General features: G+C 41.9%; 17 protein-coding genes. 9 read left to right on the top strand and 8 right to left on the bottom strand.

Features of this window, described 5'->3' with window-relative positions; translation table 11 throughout:
* Positions 1-5: 5 nt before the first annotated feature.
* The 4 genes from DCO44_RS11975 to DCO44_RS11960 all read right to left on the bottom strand — a co-directional run bounded on the left by DCO44_RS11975 (position 6) and on the right by DCO44_RS11960 (position 3,202).
* Positions 6-719 (bottom strand): ABC transporter permease, encoded by a 714-nt coding sequence (locus tag DCO44_RS11975; RefSeq protein ID WP_116762178.1) that lies wholly within the window; start codon positions 717-719, stop codon positions 6-8.
* Positions 716-1,405: an ABC transporter permease gene (locus DCO44_RS11970; protein ID WP_016168902.1), complete on the bottom strand. Its 690-nt coding sequence runs from the start codon at positions 1,403-1,405 to the stop codon at positions 716-718. The genes DCO44_RS11975 and DCO44_RS11970 overlap by 4 nt, the downstream gene beginning before the upstream one ends.
* A 92-nt stretch (positions 1,406-1,497) precedes the next feature.
* Positions 1,498-2,283 (bottom strand): ABC transporter substrate-binding protein, encoded by a 786-nt coding sequence (locus DCO44_RS11965; protein ID WP_116762176.1) that lies wholly within the window; start codon positions 2,281-2,283, stop codon positions 1,498-1,500.
* Between the two features lie 349 nt (positions 2,284-2,632).
* Complete coding sequence (locus tag DCO44_RS11960) at positions 2,633-3,202, bottom strand: LysE family translocator (protein WP_228157553.1); 570 nt, start codon at positions 3,200-3,202, stop codon at positions 2,633-2,635.
* A gap of 136 nt (positions 3,203-3,338) precedes the next feature.
* On the opposite strand from DCO44_RS11960, the gene DCO44_RS11955 reads away from it, so the two are divergent.
* Positions 3,339-3,797, top strand: a complete 459-nt coding sequence (locus tag DCO44_RS11955; RefSeq protein WP_116762174.1) for an Lrp/AsnC family transcriptional regulator — start codon at positions 3,339-3,341, stop codon at positions 3,795-3,797.
* 127 nt (positions 3,798-3,924) lie between these two features.
* On the opposite strand, the gene purC is transcribed toward DCO44_RS11955, so the two are convergent.
* The 3 genes from purC to dapA are packed head-to-tail and all read right to left on the bottom strand — an operon-like array spanning position 3,925 to position 6,200.
* Positions 3,925-4,644, bottom strand: a complete 720-nt coding sequence (gene purC / locus DCO44_RS11950) for a phosphoribosylaminoimidazolesuccinocarboxamide synthase (RefSeq protein WP_116762172.1) — start codon at positions 4,642-4,644, stop codon at positions 3,925-3,927.
* 37 nt (positions 4,645-4,681) lie between these two features.
* On the bottom strand, positions 4,682-5,287 hold the full coding sequence (locus DCO44_RS11945) for a lipoprotein-34 precursor (NlpB) (protein WP_116762170.1): 606 nt from the start codon (positions 5,285-5,287) through the stop codon (positions 4,682-4,684).
* A 13-nt stretch (positions 5,288-5,300) separates the two neighbouring features.
* Positions 5,301-6,200 (bottom strand): 4-hydroxy-tetrahydrodipicolinate synthase, encoded by a 900-nt coding sequence (gene dapA, locus DCO44_RS11940; protein WP_116762168.1) that lies wholly within the window; start codon positions 6,198-6,200, stop codon positions 5,301-5,303.
* A gap of 637 nt (positions 6,201-6,837) precedes the next feature.
* Here dapA and mhpT point away from each other — a divergent pair.
* The 5 genes from mhpT (at position 6,838) to ppk1 (ending at position 12,133) form a co-directional block, all read left to right on the top strand.
* Positions 6,838-8,052, top strand: coding sequence for a 3-(3-hydroxy-phenyl)propionate transporter MhpT (gene mhpT, locus DCO44_RS11935; RefSeq protein ID WP_116762166.1), 1,215 nt, complete (start codon positions 6,838-6,840; stop codon positions 8,050-8,052).
* A 14-nt stretch (positions 8,053-8,066) separates the two neighbouring features.
* A complete protein-coding gene (locus tag DCO44_RS16640; RefSeq protein WP_165815714.1) occupies positions 8,067-8,207 on the top strand; it encodes a hypothetical protein in 141 nt (46 codons plus the stop codon).
* A gap of 29 nt (positions 8,208-8,236) precedes the next feature.
* Entirely contained in the window at positions 8,237-8,872 is a 636-nt protein-coding gene (pncA, locus tag DCO44_RS11930) for a bifunctional nicotinamidase/pyrazinamidase (RefSeq protein WP_116762233.1), read from the top strand.
* A 54-nt stretch (positions 8,873-8,926) separates the two neighbouring features.
* Entirely contained in the window at positions 8,927-9,901 is a 975-nt protein-coding gene (locus DCO44_RS11925; protein ID WP_116762164.1) for a bile acid:sodium symporter family protein, read from the top strand.
* A 168-nt stretch (positions 9,902-10,069) separates the two neighbouring features.
* Entirely contained in the window at positions 10,070-12,133 is a 2,064-nt protein-coding gene (ppk1, locus tag DCO44_RS11920; RefSeq protein WP_116762162.1) for a polyphosphate kinase 1, read from the top strand.
* A 58-nt stretch (positions 12,134-12,191) separates the two neighbouring features.
* On the opposite strand, the gene DCO44_RS11915 is transcribed toward ppk1, so the two are convergent.
* Positions 12,192-13,445 carry a hypothetical protein gene (locus DCO44_RS11915; protein WP_116762160.1) on the bottom strand — a complete coding sequence of 418 codons (1,254 nt, stop codon included), beginning with the start codon at positions 13,443-13,445 and terminating at the stop codon, positions 12,192-12,194.
* Positions 13,446-13,522: 77 nt separating this feature from the next.
* On the opposite strand from DCO44_RS11915, the gene serB reads away from it, so the two are divergent.
* The 3 genes from serB to DCO44_RS11900 all read left to right on the top strand — a co-directional run bounded on the left by serB (position 13,523) and on the right by DCO44_RS11900 (position 16,340).
* Positions 13,523-14,743: a phosphoserine phosphatase SerB gene (serB, locus tag DCO44_RS11910; RefSeq protein ID WP_116762159.1), complete on the top strand. Its 1,221-nt coding sequence runs from the start codon at positions 13,523-13,525 to the stop codon at positions 14,741-14,743.
* Positions 14,744-15,155: 412 nt separating this feature from the next.
* Positions 15,156-15,488 carry a ciprofloxacin tolerance protein AciT gene (gene aciT, locus DCO44_RS11905; protein ID WP_116762157.1) on the top strand — a complete coding sequence of 111 codons (333 nt, stop codon included), beginning with the start codon at positions 15,156-15,158 and terminating at the stop codon, positions 15,486-15,488.
* A gap of 372 nt (positions 15,489-15,860) precedes the next feature.
* Entirely contained in the window at positions 15,861-16,340 is a 480-nt protein-coding gene (locus tag DCO44_RS11900; RefSeq protein WP_116762155.1) for an SCP-2 sterol transfer family protein, read from the top strand.
* Positions 16,341-16,388 lie beyond the last annotated feature (48 nt).

Below are 16,388 nucleotides of genomic sequence, written 5' to 3'. Positions count from 1 at the left end.
TTCTCCTAATGATTCGATGGTTTTAGAAATGCCAACCAGCGTTGTTCCAATTTACGAAAAATCCAAATCAAGATAAATGCCAAACATGCATATAAGATTGCCGCGATGCCAAAAGCATCAAATGTGGCATAGGTTGCCGCATTCACATCTCGTGCAATTTTCAAAATATCAGGCACGGTTGCGGTAAAGGCAATGGTGGTGGCATGCAGCATTAAAATGACTTCATTACCATAAAATGGCAATGCACGGCGTAACATGGATGGAATGATAATACGGGTATAACGTTTCCACGGAGACATGCCAAAGGCCTTGGCGGCTTCAATTTCACCATACGGAATAGAGCGAATCGCACCTGCAAAAATTTCGGTAGTATAGGCTGCGGTATTCAGCGCAAAAGCCAAAATGGTACAGTTGAGTCCTTCGCGAAAGAATTCATCCAGACGCTCATGGGCATGAATATAATCGAGGCTATAAATACCCGTGTAAATAATAAGCAGTTGCACATAAAGTGGCGTGCCACGAAATACATAGGTATAAAACCAAACAGGCAGGCGAAAGAATGGATTTTCTGATACGCGGGCAATGGATAGCGGGACTGCCAGTACAAAGCCAATCGCAATTGAGAGCACCAAGAGCCATGCGGTCATGGCCACGCCTGTCATTTGAAAACCATCGGTCCAAAGGTATGACTGCCAATATTGTTGAAGAATTTCAATCATAGTTGTCCCTTTTTCACACCAACCGAGTAACGACGTTCTAACCACATCAAAATTAAATTCGAAATGGTGGTGATCGCCAGATAAATCACTGCGGCAATGACACTGAAGTAAAACACCTGCATGGTGCTACGACCTGCATCTTGAGTAATTTTGACGATGTCCGTCAAACCAATGAGTGAGACCAGTGCGGTCGCTTTAATCAGGACTTGCCAGTTATTGCCAATACCGGGTAGGGCAAAACGCATCATTTGCGGAAACAAAACGCGGCGAAAGACTTGAAATGAAGTCATGCCATAGGCATAGGCGGCTTCGATTTGTCCCTTGGGTACTGCTTGAAATGCGCCACGAAACGTTTCGGTGAAATACGCACCATAAATAAATGCCAAGGTAATTACGCCTGCAACAAACGGATTAATATCAATTTGTTCCATTTGCAACGATTCGGTAATCGAGTTTAGCCCCAGTTGCAGGCTATAAAATAGCAGCAGCATAATGACCAGATCAGGAACGCTTCGAATAAGGGTGGTGTAGGCAGTCGCAATATAGCGGACAAATTTAAGACTAGAGAGTTTAGAACTTGCACCAATCAATCCAATCATGATGGATAGTAATAGCGATAACAATGCAAGCTGTATGGTCATCCAAGTGCCTTCAAGCAACACGGGACCATAACCAGACAAAAACATACTCATCTACTCCGAACAGAAACTATAAATAGAATATTGATGAAATTCAGTTATGTATAAAAAATGTCGGTTTAAAACCGACATTCTTGTCATCAATAAATACTGAAGGAGAAGTATTTTTTCTCGAGTTTTTTGTATGTTCCATCGGCAATAATGGCGGCTAAAGCTTTATCAATGTCCTTTTTCAAATCAACATCTTCTTTACGTAAGCCAATTGCTGCACCTACGCCAAGGGTTTTAGCATCTACCACGTTGCCACCTGCAAAGCCGAATGCTTTACCTTTTGGTGATTTAAGGAAGCCACCATCAACCATAATGGCATCTTGTAATGTTGCATCTAGACGACCTGACACCATGTCTTGGTAAAGCACGTCTTGGTTTGGATAAGGCACGACATTGACACCTTTAGGTGCCCAATAGGCTTTTGCATAACTCTCTTGAATGGTGCCTTGTTGTACACCCACACGCTTCCCTTTTAGAGATGCAGGGGTTGGCAATAATGGAGAACCTTTCTTCGCGACCATGCGGGTTGGGGTGTTGTAAATTTTATTACTGAAAGCAATCTGTTTTGAACGATCCGCAGTGACCGTCATTGAAGATAAAATGCCATCGAATTTTTTCGCTTTGAGTGCGGGAATCATCCCATCAAAAGAATTTTCCACCCAAACACATTTGGCTTTTAATTTGGCACAAATGGCATTGCCTAGGTCGATGTCAAACCCCACCAATTTGTTGTCAGGGGTTTTATATTCAAAAGGGGCGTAAGCAGATTCGGTACCGAAACGAATGACTTTCCATTCTTTGGCTTGCACTGTGCTGCCAAGCGCTGTCAGCATTAACGTTGTTGAAAGTAATACTTTCTTTTGCCAGCTTTTCATCGTAAATATTAGCATCCGTAAAAAATCAAATTTCAAAAAATAAGACGAAGACAAATTTACTCCACCTGTTGCTTTGAAATAAAAGCAACATATATACCAAAATATCCATTTATTGGTGATTTATTCAGCTTTACGCCGTTGTAATGGTGGAAATTTGGGTATTTTCTACGGGCCAGAATAACTTTGTTTTGCAATATCCTATTCGCAATCCTTGATCATATTTAAAACATTGCACAGCACATAGTGGAAAAACTCGGGAAGCTGTGTGCGCTATGGCGTACACAGTTGCTGCTTTTTTTTACAGTTTTTCTTCATAATGGTTTTAGCTTAGAAAAACCTAGACCAAATATTAGGGCTGTAATGTGATGAATTGAAAACATACGGGTAAAACTGCGATGAGTAATGCAATTGCCATACTGAGATTAAAAATGAAGGCAAATTTAGCTTGCATTAACAATTGACGTAAAAATTTCCCCGCGATTGCCCAAATACCAACGCATGGAATCGAGATCAACATCAGAATGAAGGCGGCATAGGCAATGTCGGTGGATTGTTGGCTGGTAGCAAAGTAGGTTGAGATGGTACTGATAGACATCATCCATGCCTTGGGATTTAGCCATTGGAAAACAGCGCCTTGTAAAAATCCCATTGCAGGTTTTTCATCTAGACGTGTGTTGAGTGGACCACTGGACGCAATTTTCCATGCTAACCAAAGAATATAGGCGGATCCAATCAGGCTTAAGATGAACTGGAGTTGGGAAAAATGTAGGAATATTTGATGAAGTCCCAGACCAATTGCCATTAGTTGAAAGGCAACACCAAAGGCAATTCCCAGAATTAAAGGCAGGGTTTTCTGAAGCCCAAAGCGTGCTCCTGAAATCAGCACGAGGGCATTATTCGGCCCTGGGGTACTGGTCATGACCAAACAAAAAAGTAAATAAGAGATAAATAGAGAAGGGGACATGTATTTTGCATCATAAATAAAAAACATTTTATTGTTCAGATTGCGCAATTTGGTTGTATATTGAGCTTAAAAATAGATAGTTTTGCAATAAATGATTGAACTAGACCGATTAGACCGAAGAATATTGTGTGAGTTGGAAGCCGATGCACATTTAACCAATCTTAAATTGGCTGAACGTGTGGGTTTGTCCGCATCAGCATGTTTGCGTCGGGTGCAGGAATTAGAAAAAATTGGGGTGATTAAGGGCTACAAAGCCATTATTGATCGATCACTTTTAGGCATTGGATTAATTGTCTATGTGACTATAGGACTGTCGTGCCATTCCAAAGCATGTTTGCAACACTTTGAAGAAGTGATTGAGACTACGCCTGAGGTTACTGAGTGTCACACCATTACGGGTGCAGTCGAGTATTTGCTTCGGGTCGAGGTGACCGATATAAAATCCTATAAAAAATTTCATACTGATGTTTTGGGCACGATTCCTTCCATTTCCTCGATTACCAGTTTATTGGTGATGGATACCACCAAAGATTTGCGTGTACAAGTATGAACAACAGGGAAATCTATTTAAGGGATCCGATTCAATTCAAGGTATAGATATTGGAAAGCAATGAATTCATAGCATAAAAAACCGAGCCATCAGACTCGGTTTTTTTAGTTCGAAGCTTCAGAGCAAATTAGATGTCTGAAAGGTCGATGCCAATACGTGCAGCAACTTCTTCATAAGCTTCAACCACACCACCTAAACCTTGGCGGAAACGGTCTTTGTCGAGTTTCTTCTTGGTGTCTTTATCCCATAGACGGCAACCGTCTGGAGAGAATTCGTCACCCAATACAATACGGTCATGGAACACACCAAACTCAAGTTTGAAGTCAACCAAAATCATGTTGCCTTTGTCGAACAATGCTTTAAGCACATCGTTCACTTGGTAAGTGAGTTCTTTCATTTTTTCGAGTTGTGCAGCATTTGCCCAACCTAAAGCAATGGCTTGAGATTCATTCACCATTGGATCGCCAAGGGCATCATCTTTGAAGAACAATTCGAAAGTTGGAGGTGTAAGTTCTTTACCCTCTTCAACGCCTAAGCGACGGCAGAGTGAACCTGCTGCATAATTACGAATGACACATTCCACAGGAATCATGTCTAATTTCTTTACCAACACTTCGGTTGGAGAAAGTAATTTTTCAAAGTGAGTTTCAATGCCAGCAGCAGCCAGTTGCTCCATGATAAAGGCGTTAAAACGGTTGTTCACCTTGCCTTTACGATCTAGTTGTTCGATTTTTTCGCCATTGAACGCAGAGGCATCATCACGAAATACTAAAATCAGGTGGTCTTGACTATCTGTTTCATACACAGATTTCGCTTTACCAGTATAGAGCAAGGTTTGTTTTAACATGGGGGAACCTTTTGCAAAAAAAAATGCCTAGTGTGATCTAGGCCGGCCAGTTTTGGTAAATCTGGGTTAACAGTTCTGCAGCTTTTTGTTGATCTGCAAAGCTATTATCGGCATTAAACACTGCCAAATTATGACTTGAACCAGCGGAAGTGAGTCGAAGTACATAGATCTGCTGATCAATTTTAAGCGTTACTTCGTAACGGTTTTTACTTTGACCCACAATGTTCTGGTTCATGCTGCTGAGTGTGGCAAGTGTATACTGCCAAATTGTATCAGAATTTCCATCAATTTTGAGTAATGGATTTTGATTTCCATCAGTTAGTAATTGAGGACGACCTATCTCAGTGCTTTGTTCAGCAGCAGTTGCTGCGCTGTTGGGTGCAGCAACATCTGGGCGAGGTAAAGCAAAACGGTTGCCTTTGCTATTTTCGAGCTTCGGTGCGTGTTGAATTGCTAAAGGTTCAACCGTTGGTGCTGGATACAGTGGCGTTACTGGACGAACCATTGATCCTTCAGGATATTGTAGCGGTTCGAGGGTTGCTGTCTCTTTATAGCTCAAAGATTTGTTGCTAACCGCAAGTGAACTACAACCCGCTAAACTCAATACTGAAAGTGCAAGGGTTAAACCTAAACGTAACTGCATAATGTAGTGCTCTTTATTTGATTATACCTGCCGCCACTAACGCTTCACGAAGCGGTGCGCGGTATTGTTCTGCAAGAGGTGTTAATGGTAAGCGTATGCCTGTACCAATTAAGCCCATTTCGTGTAGTGCCCATTTCACAGGAATTGGGTTCGATTCACAAAATAGAATATTGTGTAAATTTGCAACTTGCGCATTTAATGCTTGTGCACGTGCAGCATCGCCAGCAATCGCAGCCGCACACACTTCACTCATTTGCTTAGGCGCAACATTCGCAGTGACCGAAATATTACCTTTCGCACCATGTTCAATTAACTGGTAAGCGGTTGCATCATCACCTGAATAAACCACCATGTCTTTACCATGAAGACCTTCCAGTAAAGCTTGACCACGCGGAATATCACCAGTGGCATCTTTAATGCCAATAATTTGCGGAATATCAGCCAGACGAATGACTGTTTCATTTGCCATGTCTACGCCTGTACGGCCTGGTACGTTATACAGAATTTGAGGTAAATCAACAGCTTCAGCAATCGCTTTATAATGCTGATATAAGCCTTCTTGTGTCGGTTTATTGTAATATGGTGTGACCAATAGGGCTGCATCAGCACCGAGTTGTTTTGCTTCTTTTGTGAGTTCAATTGCTTCGCGCGTTGAGTTTGCACCAGTACCAGCAATAATTGGAATACGTTTGTTGGCTACACGAACGACTTCTTTAATCACTTGTGTATGTTCAGCCATGCTTAATGTAGACGCTTCACCAGTTGTTCCAACTGCAACAATACTGTTTGTTCCCTGTTCTATGTGCCACTCAACGAGCTTCTCAAGACCTTTCCAATCTACGCTGCCATCTTCAAACATTGGGGTGACGATTGCGACTATTGAGCCTTGAATGATCTGTGCTTGTTGAGTCATTTTAAAAAAATATCCTATTTTTCCATCCAGTGAAGTGAAAAACATGAGGTTGGATGGGTGCGTATTTTGATTTATAGCAGTTTCAATTAGAGTGTGTCGAATTGAATAATGCTTACGCAAATTATGACTGAACAAACGATGAAGAACAATATGCTTTAGTCAAAGCAACTCAAAACTTTAAAAAAGTGAAAAATAATTCATAGCGAGAGGATACATCTCGTGCTTTAGAATGCCAGAGAAGGGCATAGATCAATACATTTGAGGCAGAAAAATAAATAGGATTAAGAGCTTATAGGACTTAATAAATAGCTTATAGCTCTAGGTCATAGGCAAGAAAGTAGGAGACTTCATTCTAAAAAGTGTCGTCAATTATTGATTTGAACAATAACTGATAAATTGCAGTTGAATTGGATGAGCAGCTAAGTCGTTAAAGTTCAATTGAATTGTTGACTATTTCAGTCAAATTTATTTCTGATTAATTGTTTTTAAGACTATTTATGCTAGGCAAAGAAAATGTGACTTATCTCATAATTTATAAAAAAACACCAAAAATCTTCCACTTAAGGTGAGTTAATTTAAATTTCTGCTTCACGGATGATGAGCTTCATTTTGGACGCGGTTTAAACAAGGAGTTGAGATGAATACATTGTCAGCGCGTAGGCACTCCGTGATTACGGTCGCAATTTGTTTTTTGATTGCGGTGATTGAAGGTTTAGATATTCAGGCTGCGGGTATAGCCGCAGCAGGCATTCGAGAACATTTTGCACTGAACAGTTCACAACTGGGTGTGTTTTTTAGCGCAGGAATTTTAGGCTTATTACCTGGGGCATTGGTGGGTGGACGTTTTGCAGACCGCATAGGACGTAAAACAGTCTTGGTTTGGTCTGTTGCCGTATTTGCAGTATTCACTTTATGTACTGTCTGGGTAAATAGTTTTTACAGTTTATTGCTGGTTCGCTTTTTGGCTGGCGCGGGCTTAGGTGCTGCGATGCCGTTGTTAATTACGCTAGCATCGGAAGCGGTTACTCCTGCAAAGCGTGGGCAAGCGGTAGGGTTAATGTATTGTGGTATGCCCGTCGGAGCTGCGATTCTGTCCTACATTGCCAGTTTAGATTTTGGTTCGAACTGGAAAAATATTTTCTATTTGGGCGGGTTGTTACCTATTATTGTGCTCCCGATAATGATCAAATTCTTGCCTGAATCGCGTGAATTCTTAAAAGCCCAAACACGTGTTGAAACCACCGAGGTCGAGCAAAAAGTCTCTTTTCGGGATCTGTTTAATCGCCATAACTTAATGCGTACAGGCTTAATTTGGTTCAGTTATTTCTTCACCTTAATGGTGGTTTATATCATGCTGAGCTGGTTACCTTCGTTATTTATGGAGCTTGGTTTCTCGCGTAAAGAAGGCAGTACAGCACAATTCTACTTCATGCTCAGTGCAACCGTAGGAACGGTGATTTTGGGTATGCTGACAGATCGCTGGAAAAAAGCTTATGTGATTGTGTTGATGTATGGCGGAATTTTGGCAGGCTTATTTGCCTTAAATGCTGCGGCTTCACTGACTCAAATGTATTTGGCATCAGCACTTGTCGGCGCTTTTGTGATTGGTTGTCAGGGCGTGCTCTATGCGTTTGGGAGTATTGTTTATCCGACTGAACTACGTGGTACAGGCGTGGGCATGGCTTCGGCTGTTGGGCGTATTGGGGCGATGTTGGGTCCGACCATTGCGGGACAGCTTTTAGCAGCAGGTTTTGGCGCGACTGGTGTTGTTTCAGCAGCGATTCCTTGTATTGTGATTTCTGCCGTATTGATGTTAATTTTGGTCCAACGTCTACAGAAAGTCACCGTTTAAACATCGAATGGTCTATGAATAGCCCGTATTTACGGGCTATTTTTATGGGGAATAAACAATCGGCAACAGCAGGAATTGCTGTAGATCAAGCCAGTGAGACGGATGCACTGACTACATTCTTAGACTTTTGTTATATGCTAGCGAACAATGAATAAAAACAGTGAACGAAACGGACATGCAACAGATACAAAACAAGAAAGCGTTGATTGTGGTGGATGTACAAAATGGTTTTACCCCAGGAGGAAATCTTGCGGTTGCCCATGCCGACCAAATTATTCCCAAAATAAATCAATTGGGGGATTATTTTGAGCAGATTATTCTGACCCAAGACTGGCATCCCGCACAGCATATTTCTTTTGCAGACAATCATGTGGGTAAACAAGCCTTTGATCAGATTGAACTGCCTTATGGCACACAGGTGCTTTGGCCTGTGCATTGTGTACAAGGCAGCCATGATGCCGATTTTCATCCGGATTTAGTCTTACCCCAAGCCCAATTGATTATCCGTAAAGGCACGCATGTGAATATCGACAGTTATTCGGCATTTATGGAAGCAGACCGTAAAACCACCACAGGTTTGGCTGGTTATTTAAATGCACGTGGCATAGACACTGTCTATATTGTGGGCATTGCGACAGATTTCTGTGTGGCATGGACAGCGATAGATGCCTGTCGTTTAGGCTTTAAAACCTATGTGATTGCCGATGCAACCAAAGCGATTGATTTAAATGGTTCTTTGCAACATGCTTGGCAGGATATGCTGGCTGCCGGCGTACAACGCCTCTATATCAAAGATATTGTTGCGACCATGACTGCATAATTGGTGTTATCTCATTTTACCTTTTCTAGTTTGACTCCCCATTGAGGACTAACGATGTCTGCATTATTGCAATTGAGCCATTGGATTCAGAAAACGTTTGCTTTGTGGGTGGTTCTGTTTGCAGGGATCGCGTTGATTTTGCCTGAAGCCTTTGTGTGGTTAAAAGCCTATATCCCGTGGATGTTGGGGATTATTATGCTGGGCATGGGAATGACCATGCAGCTGGCGGACTTTAAAGCCATAGCACAAACGCCGAAAGCGGTCTGTATTGGTGTGATGGCACAATTTGTGGTGATGCCGTTGTTGGCTTATGTCCTGTGTCTGATCTTTCAATTGCCTGCTGAATTGGCTGTCGGGGTGATTTTAGTCGGTTGTTGTCCCGGGGGAACCGCTTCGAATGTCATTACTTATATGGCAAAGGGTAATACGGCGTTGTCTGTCGCCTGCACTGCGGTTTCGACCTTATTGGCACCTCTACTCACCCCATTTATTTTCTATCTGCTTGCGAGTCAATGGATTGAAATTAATGCGTGGTCCATGCTGAGCTCTATTTTACAGGTGGTGCTATTGCCGATTGTGGTGGGCTTAATTTTAAGACGTTTATTGAAACAAAAGATTCAGCAGTACATCCGTGTAATGCCCCTCATTTCTGTGCTGGCTATCGTCTTGATTGTGGCGGCAATTATTGGCGGCAGTAAAGCGCAGCTCCTCCATTCAGGCTTGCTTATATTTCTGGTGGTGGCATTACACAATGGTTTAGGATATTTATTGGGATTTGGATGCAGCCGTTTATTTCATTTAAATTATGCAGACAGTAAGGCGGTAGCGATAGAAGTTGGAATGCAAAACTCAGGTCTGGGTGTGGCTTTAGCCGCAGTACATTTTGCGACAGCACCTTTAGCAGCCTTACCCAGTGCAATTTTTAGTTTATGGCATAATATTTCAGGACCGATTTTGGCAACCTATTGGGCAAGTCGACAGCATGAATCGGTTTCTGAAATTGAATTAGAGTCAAGAAAATCCGAATAAAATGAGTGGATTATTCTAATACAGGTGTGAGTTCTGCCTATAAAACCAACACTGGGACTGTATATTGAAGCTGAGTCTTAGGCTGTAATAAAAACGTCATAAACACTGCATAACATGCAGACACAGAGGGTAAAGAGTTGATTAAAAAATCAACCGCATTGAGTCTACATGGAAAATTTTCAGCATTCATCAGCAACGTATTTTAATCGAGAATTGGCATTAATTGAATTTAATCGGCGTGTTCTGGCTCAGGCGAGAAATCCCGATTTACCCATTTTAGAGCGACTCAACTTTCTAATTATTTTTTCCCGTAATCTAGATGAGTTTTTTGAAATTCGAGTTGCGGGGTTAATGAAGCAACAGGATTTAAACGCCATTACCCGAATGCCTGATGGTATTCCAACCGATGTGGTTTTGTCAGAACTTTCGACCATTGTGCATCAGGCAGTCCAACAACAATACGAGATTTTCAACCATTCCATTTTGCCGCAGCTACAAGGCTTTGGAATTCATTTCATTCAATATCAAGATATTTTAGAAAAGCATAAGGCGTGGATTGCCAACTATTTTGCCAAACAAGTGCAGCCTGTGTTGACGCCAATCAGTTTAGATCCATCACATCCCTTTCCTCGCTTGGTCAATAAAAGTCTGAATTTCATTGTGAGTCTGGAAGGTAAAGATGCTTTTGGGCGTGAAATTGAAATGGCGATTGTGCCTGCGCCTCGTTCTTTACCACGTTTGATTCATTTGCCCGAGAGTGTGGTGGGGAATCATCAAGAACAGATTTTCCTGACCGCCATTATTCAGCAACATATCAGTGATTTATTTCCGGGTATGAAAGCGACGGGTTGCTATGCGTTTCGTGTGACACGCAACGCTGATTTAATTTTGTCGGAAGATGTGGATGATCTGGCGGTGGCATTAAAAGATGAGCTGTCTTCGCGGCGTTTTGGTCGCGCGGTGCGTTTAGAAATTGAAGATGATTGTCCCCGTGAAATTACGGATTATTTGCTGAATCAATTTGATTTAGATCAAGAGCATTTATATTCGATTTCGGGACCCATCAATTTATCACGCTTAACCACCAGTTTTGCTCGCCCAGATTTGAAATATCCCGTATTTAACCCTGTTATTCCGAAGGCGTTTCGTAAGCAACAGTCCATCTTTGAAATTTTGAAAAAAGAAGATGTGTTACTGCATCATCCTTTTGATTCATTTCAACCTGTGATCAGTTTATTGCGTGAAGCGGCAAAAGATCCGAATGTATTGGCCATTAAGCAAACGCTCTATCGCAGTGGGCCAGATTCGGAAATTGTGCAAGCCTTAGCAGAAGCTGCCCGTAATGGCAAAGAAGTCACCGCGGTGATTGAGCTGCGGGCACGTTTTGATGAAGAATCGAATATTACCGTGGCCAATGTCTTGCAAGAAGCGGGGGCAGTGGTGGTGTACGGCATTGTGGGTTATAAAACCCATGCCAAAATGATTTTAATCGTACGTCGTGAAGATCAGCAATTGGTGCGTTATGCACATTTAGGCACAGGCAATTATCATGCAGGTAATGCCAAAATGTATACCGATTATGGCTTAATGACCACGCAGCCTGATATTTGTGAAGATGTACATCGGATGTTCCAAGAGCTGACGGGGATGGGCAAGATGGCAAAATTAAAGACTTTGCTGCATGCCCCTTTCACCTTGCATACTGAATTGCTGAAGTTGATTGATCAGGAAATTGCGTGTGCACAAGCGGGGAAAAATGCGCGCATTATCATTAAAGTCAATGCACTGACCGAGCCACAACTGATAGCAGCTTTATATCGTGCTTCGCAAGCTGGGGTGAAAATTGAACTGATTATTCGTTCGATTTGCTGTTTGGTTCCACAACTGGAGGACTTGTCCGAAAATATTCGAGTGCGGTCCATTGTGGGACGTTTCTTGGAACATACCCGCGTCTATTATTTTGAACAGGGTGGTGAAAAGAAACTGTACTGTGCCAGCGCAGACTGGATGGGGCGTAATTTATTTTCGCGTGTTGAAACCTGCTTCCCCATTTTAGACCCGAAAATCAAAAAGCGTATTCTGCAAGATGGCTTACTCAATTATTTGTCGGATCAAAAAGGCACGTGGGAATTGCAGTCTACTGGAGAGTGGATTCCAGCCTACGTTGCTCCAGATGAAGTGCCGCATTCCGCGCAAGAGTTCTTAATCAGCAAAAGCCTACAAAAAATTTAATCTTTTAAGACAGCATAAAAAAGCCTGACAGGAGTCAGGCTTTTTTATTGCAGCAAGCTTATGAGGCTTTAGATTGTTTGCCTTTCAGAATCTCAGTTCTTAAACTTTGTGCCAATTCGGCTGTACTGCTATCCATCCCATTGACCATAAAGGCATGGCGAGTCAATACATTGGTCGGATTCGGTAAGGACACCAAGTCATAATGCTCGCTGATATCCTTTAACAATTCATTGTTCAGATGCACTGCACTTTCTTTGGCAGAGAGTTGATGCACCAAACGTTCAGCCGCTTGCACGGCAGACAACTGCATGGCGTCTACCGATGAAGAAATCGCACTGCGGGTTTGTAAAACGAAACGTTTTTCTTCACGGTAGCGTTTATATAAAACTTCCGACAATAATTGGAACACTGAACTAATCATCACCAGACAAGGCACAGCATCAGGCATGTCAGCCGATAGGGTAATGGTTGCCCCTTGTGCGCTGAATTGCTGGACTGTAGTAATGTCAGAACGATTCAATTTATAGTGCTGAACAGCAAGCTCAATACTTTTGTTCAGGAAAATCTGGCACAAATTGAAATAAGGTACAGATACCGTCTGATTGACTGAATCGAGGAGTTGCTTCGGATCATAATATTGAATGTTCAATGCGACCGAGCAATCATCCAAAATCACAGGTTTAATTTCTTTGGCTTTATTTTTATTCTGGAACTGTTGTTGGGCTTGAGCAATGGTTAACGCAGCATTATGTTTCTCTTGCTCAAGTGCTTGAGTTAAGGCCTGAATTTCGTGTTTTAAGCGGGATTCATTATTAATGCGTGCTAAGTATTCTGTACGGCTTGGGCGCGCAATCGCACGGTAACCTAACCAGAGTAAGCCGTGAATAAAGAACGAGAACAAAATGGCCAACCATTGAGTCCGTAAAATTTCACCAATGCTAGGTTTGATCAGGGTAATTTCAATGGTGCCGACTTTTTTCTCATTTTGTAAGGCATCACGAACAAAGATTTCACCATCACGCGTTTTGGATAAACCGCCTGTGGCCAAAACCTGATTAGTACCATCTAAAATTCGAATAGAGGCGACACTTGGATTCGTGGCGTAACGATTTACCAATAAGGCCAGTGATACTGTATTGGCAGGTTCAAGTTCCGATAAACTGTCTGTGACCAACTGACTGGTCATCAACTGTCCCTGATTCGCACGGTTTTCATTTAGTTGGTGAGTGGTTGCAATCACCAATAAAAAGGTATGAAGTGCAAAACTTATTATCAGTAGGCTAGCAAATAGCCCTTGTCTAGGCGCATTCAACGTAAACTTCCAAGGCAATTCTATTCAAATTCGATTATGATTCTCACAATAGTTGTAGCTCAGACTCGAGTCAATTCATGCGAGAAATCATTCTTATATCATTTTTAGGACCCGACCAACCTAATCAATTCACTCGATTAATGCAGGTTTTGTCCACTCATTCCTTACAAATTCTAGATGTTGGACAAGCCGTCATCCATAATCAACTGACTTTAGGTATTGTTGTTTCGTCAGATGACCAGACTGCAACAGCATTAGCCATGAAGGAAATTCTGATTCTAGCACATGATATCGGCTTAACAGTGCGCTTTAAACCGATCTCTGCAACAGAATATGATCAATGGGTAAGTGAAGGTGGACGTACACGCTATATTGTCACGGCTTTGGCGCCAGAACTAACTGCTGAGCATTTACAAGCTGTTACCAATATTGTGTCGAACCAAGGTTTTAATATTGAAACAGTGATCCGTTTATCGGGTCGTCCACAGCTACAAAACCAGTCAGAAGGACCAAAACGTTCTTGTGTACAGTTTGGTTTGAGTGGGCAAATGTTAGATGCAACGGCAATGCGTGCAGCTTGCTTACGTTTGTCTTCAGAACTCAGCATTGATATTGCGGTGCAAGAAGACAATGCTTACCGTCGCAACAGCCGTTTAGTGTGTTTTGACATGGATTCGACCCTCATTGAACAAGAGGTGATTGATGAATTGGCGATTGAAGCGGGTGTGGGTGAGCAAGTTGCAGAAATTACTGAACGTGCCATGCAAGGGGAGTTGGATTTCCAACAAAGCTTCCGTGCGCGTGTGGCCTTATTAAAAGGTTTGGATGCTTCGGTATTACCTAAAATTGCGGAACGCTTGACCATTACCGAAGGCGCAGAACGATTAATTACAACATTAAAATCATTGGGTTATAGAACAGCAATTTTATCAGGTGGCTTCCAGTACTTTGCCGAGTATTTACAAGCCAAACTTGGGATTGATGAAGTGCATGCTAATGTACTAGATGTACAAGATGGCCATGTCACAGGTGAAGTCAAAGGACATATTGTCGATGGCGCACGTAAGGCATTTTTATTGGGTGAACTGGCAGACAACATGGGGATTTCACCAGAGCAAACCATTGCAGTGGGGGATGGTGCCAATGATTTACCCATGCTGTCTTTGGCGGGTTTAGGCGTTGCTTTCCGTGCGAAACCTTTAGTCCGTCAGAATGCCAATCAGGCGATTTCAAGCGTGGGACTGGATGGTGTTTTATACCTGTTGGGTGTGCATGATAAAGATCTTAACTGCGTGTAACCATTACAGTTTCATGAAAAAAACGCAATCTTAGGATTGCGTTTTTTGTTTTCTTCTGCGTGACTTTTGTATTAAAAAATCATCTAACGATTGGTCACAATCTGCTTCATATCGGGTGTCCAAAAAATATTTTTTTCACTGAAAAACCCCGTTGTTTTTTTGTAATGACACGCCAACTCATGGCATATCTTGCTTCCATTCAAGTCGAAATGACAAAAAATGTAATGACAAAATAATATTGCGACAAGGTATGTCGTTCAATAAAAAAGCATGGCTTTTTTTCTGTTTAAAACTGCTCATAATGCTTGCATAGAGATACAGATAAACAAATTTCACAAAATTAATATAGGTCGTGAGAATTACTGGTCGGGTCCCTGCCCAGACACGATTTCCATTGAAGACGGAGGTTTTTATGGTCACAGCGAATTTAGCAACCATAATTGGCTTGAGTTGTGTGGCTGTTGCACTGATTGCTGTTTTCTTCTCGCCTTATCGTCGTTGGCTGAGCTTTATGTTCGCAGGTATGATGTTCTGGGGCTTGCTAGAAATGATTCGACTGAGCATTCAGGTCGTGTTTGATTTACCTATGGCGTATAGTTATCTGGCTGCGGTGAGCTTATCCATGACGATGGTGACACTATTATTGTTCCGAGAAGATCGCCGTGCTGAACGTGCTTTATCAAAGCGCCGTTACATTGAACATACCCCTGTATATGAAGATGATCAACAGTACAGTAGCCGTTAAGCGTTGACGGCTCCTTTTCAGCCAAGATGGGAGGGAGCTAAGTTCCAAGGCAGTTTGGACAATCAGAAAATAACAATAAGTATTACCATACTAAGGTGAATGCTGATGATGCAGTTCATACGTGTAGAAATAGGTAAGTTTTGATTTTTAGTCAGGACAGTTGTGATTTAGCCAATCTAAGAGTTTAAACTTTTATATGCTGATTTACGCATGCGACAAAAAGACTGTGATTTTGTGATCAACATAAAATTTTTGTTTGTGACTTTAGCGCTCAGATTGGGATTGTTATACAAAGCCTAGCTTCCATCAGAATTAAGTTATGGTAGGATGGAGCAGTCAATTTTTCTACAATTACAATAGGCTTTAAACGTCATGAAACTGTCTTCAATTCCAGTTGTCAAACTACCTTTGGTCGATGTGAGCACGGATCCACTTGATCTTTTAGTGGCGAGTTTAGTGTTGCGCATGAAACAACTGGCTCGTACTAGCCCAAAATTTATTGAGTTGATTCATGAGCGTCAATTTCGCATCCAAATTGGGACTGACCAAGGTGTAGCGCGTCAAATTATTATCAACAATGGACAAATTGATACAGTTTCAGGTGATGCAGAGAAAGCCGATTTTATCCTGCAATTTGTAGACAGCGAGCAAGGTGTGAAAACCTTACTGAAAGGTGATCCATCGGCATTCATGACGGGGATGCAAAATGGCAGCATCAAAATGGAAGGTGACTTCAGCTTATTGGTTTGGTTTAATAAAGTTGCAAAATTGATTCCACCAAAATTACCAAAACCAGTGAAAGAGAAAATTCAATTGGCGCGTCAATTCTTAAAAGAAAAAACAGGTCGATAAGTCTTAAATTGCGAAGCAATAAAAAAGCCTACAATTCACTGTAGGCTT

It is taken from the genome of Acinetobacter sp. AM (assembly GCF_003105055.1).
In the GTDB taxonomy this organism is placed as follows: domain Bacteria; phylum Pseudomonadota; class Gammaproteobacteria; order Pseudomonadales; family Moraxellaceae; genus Acinetobacter; species Acinetobacter tibetensis.
Note: the sequence above shows the minus strand (reverse complement) of the source record. Positions and strands in the feature narration are given on the sequence as shown.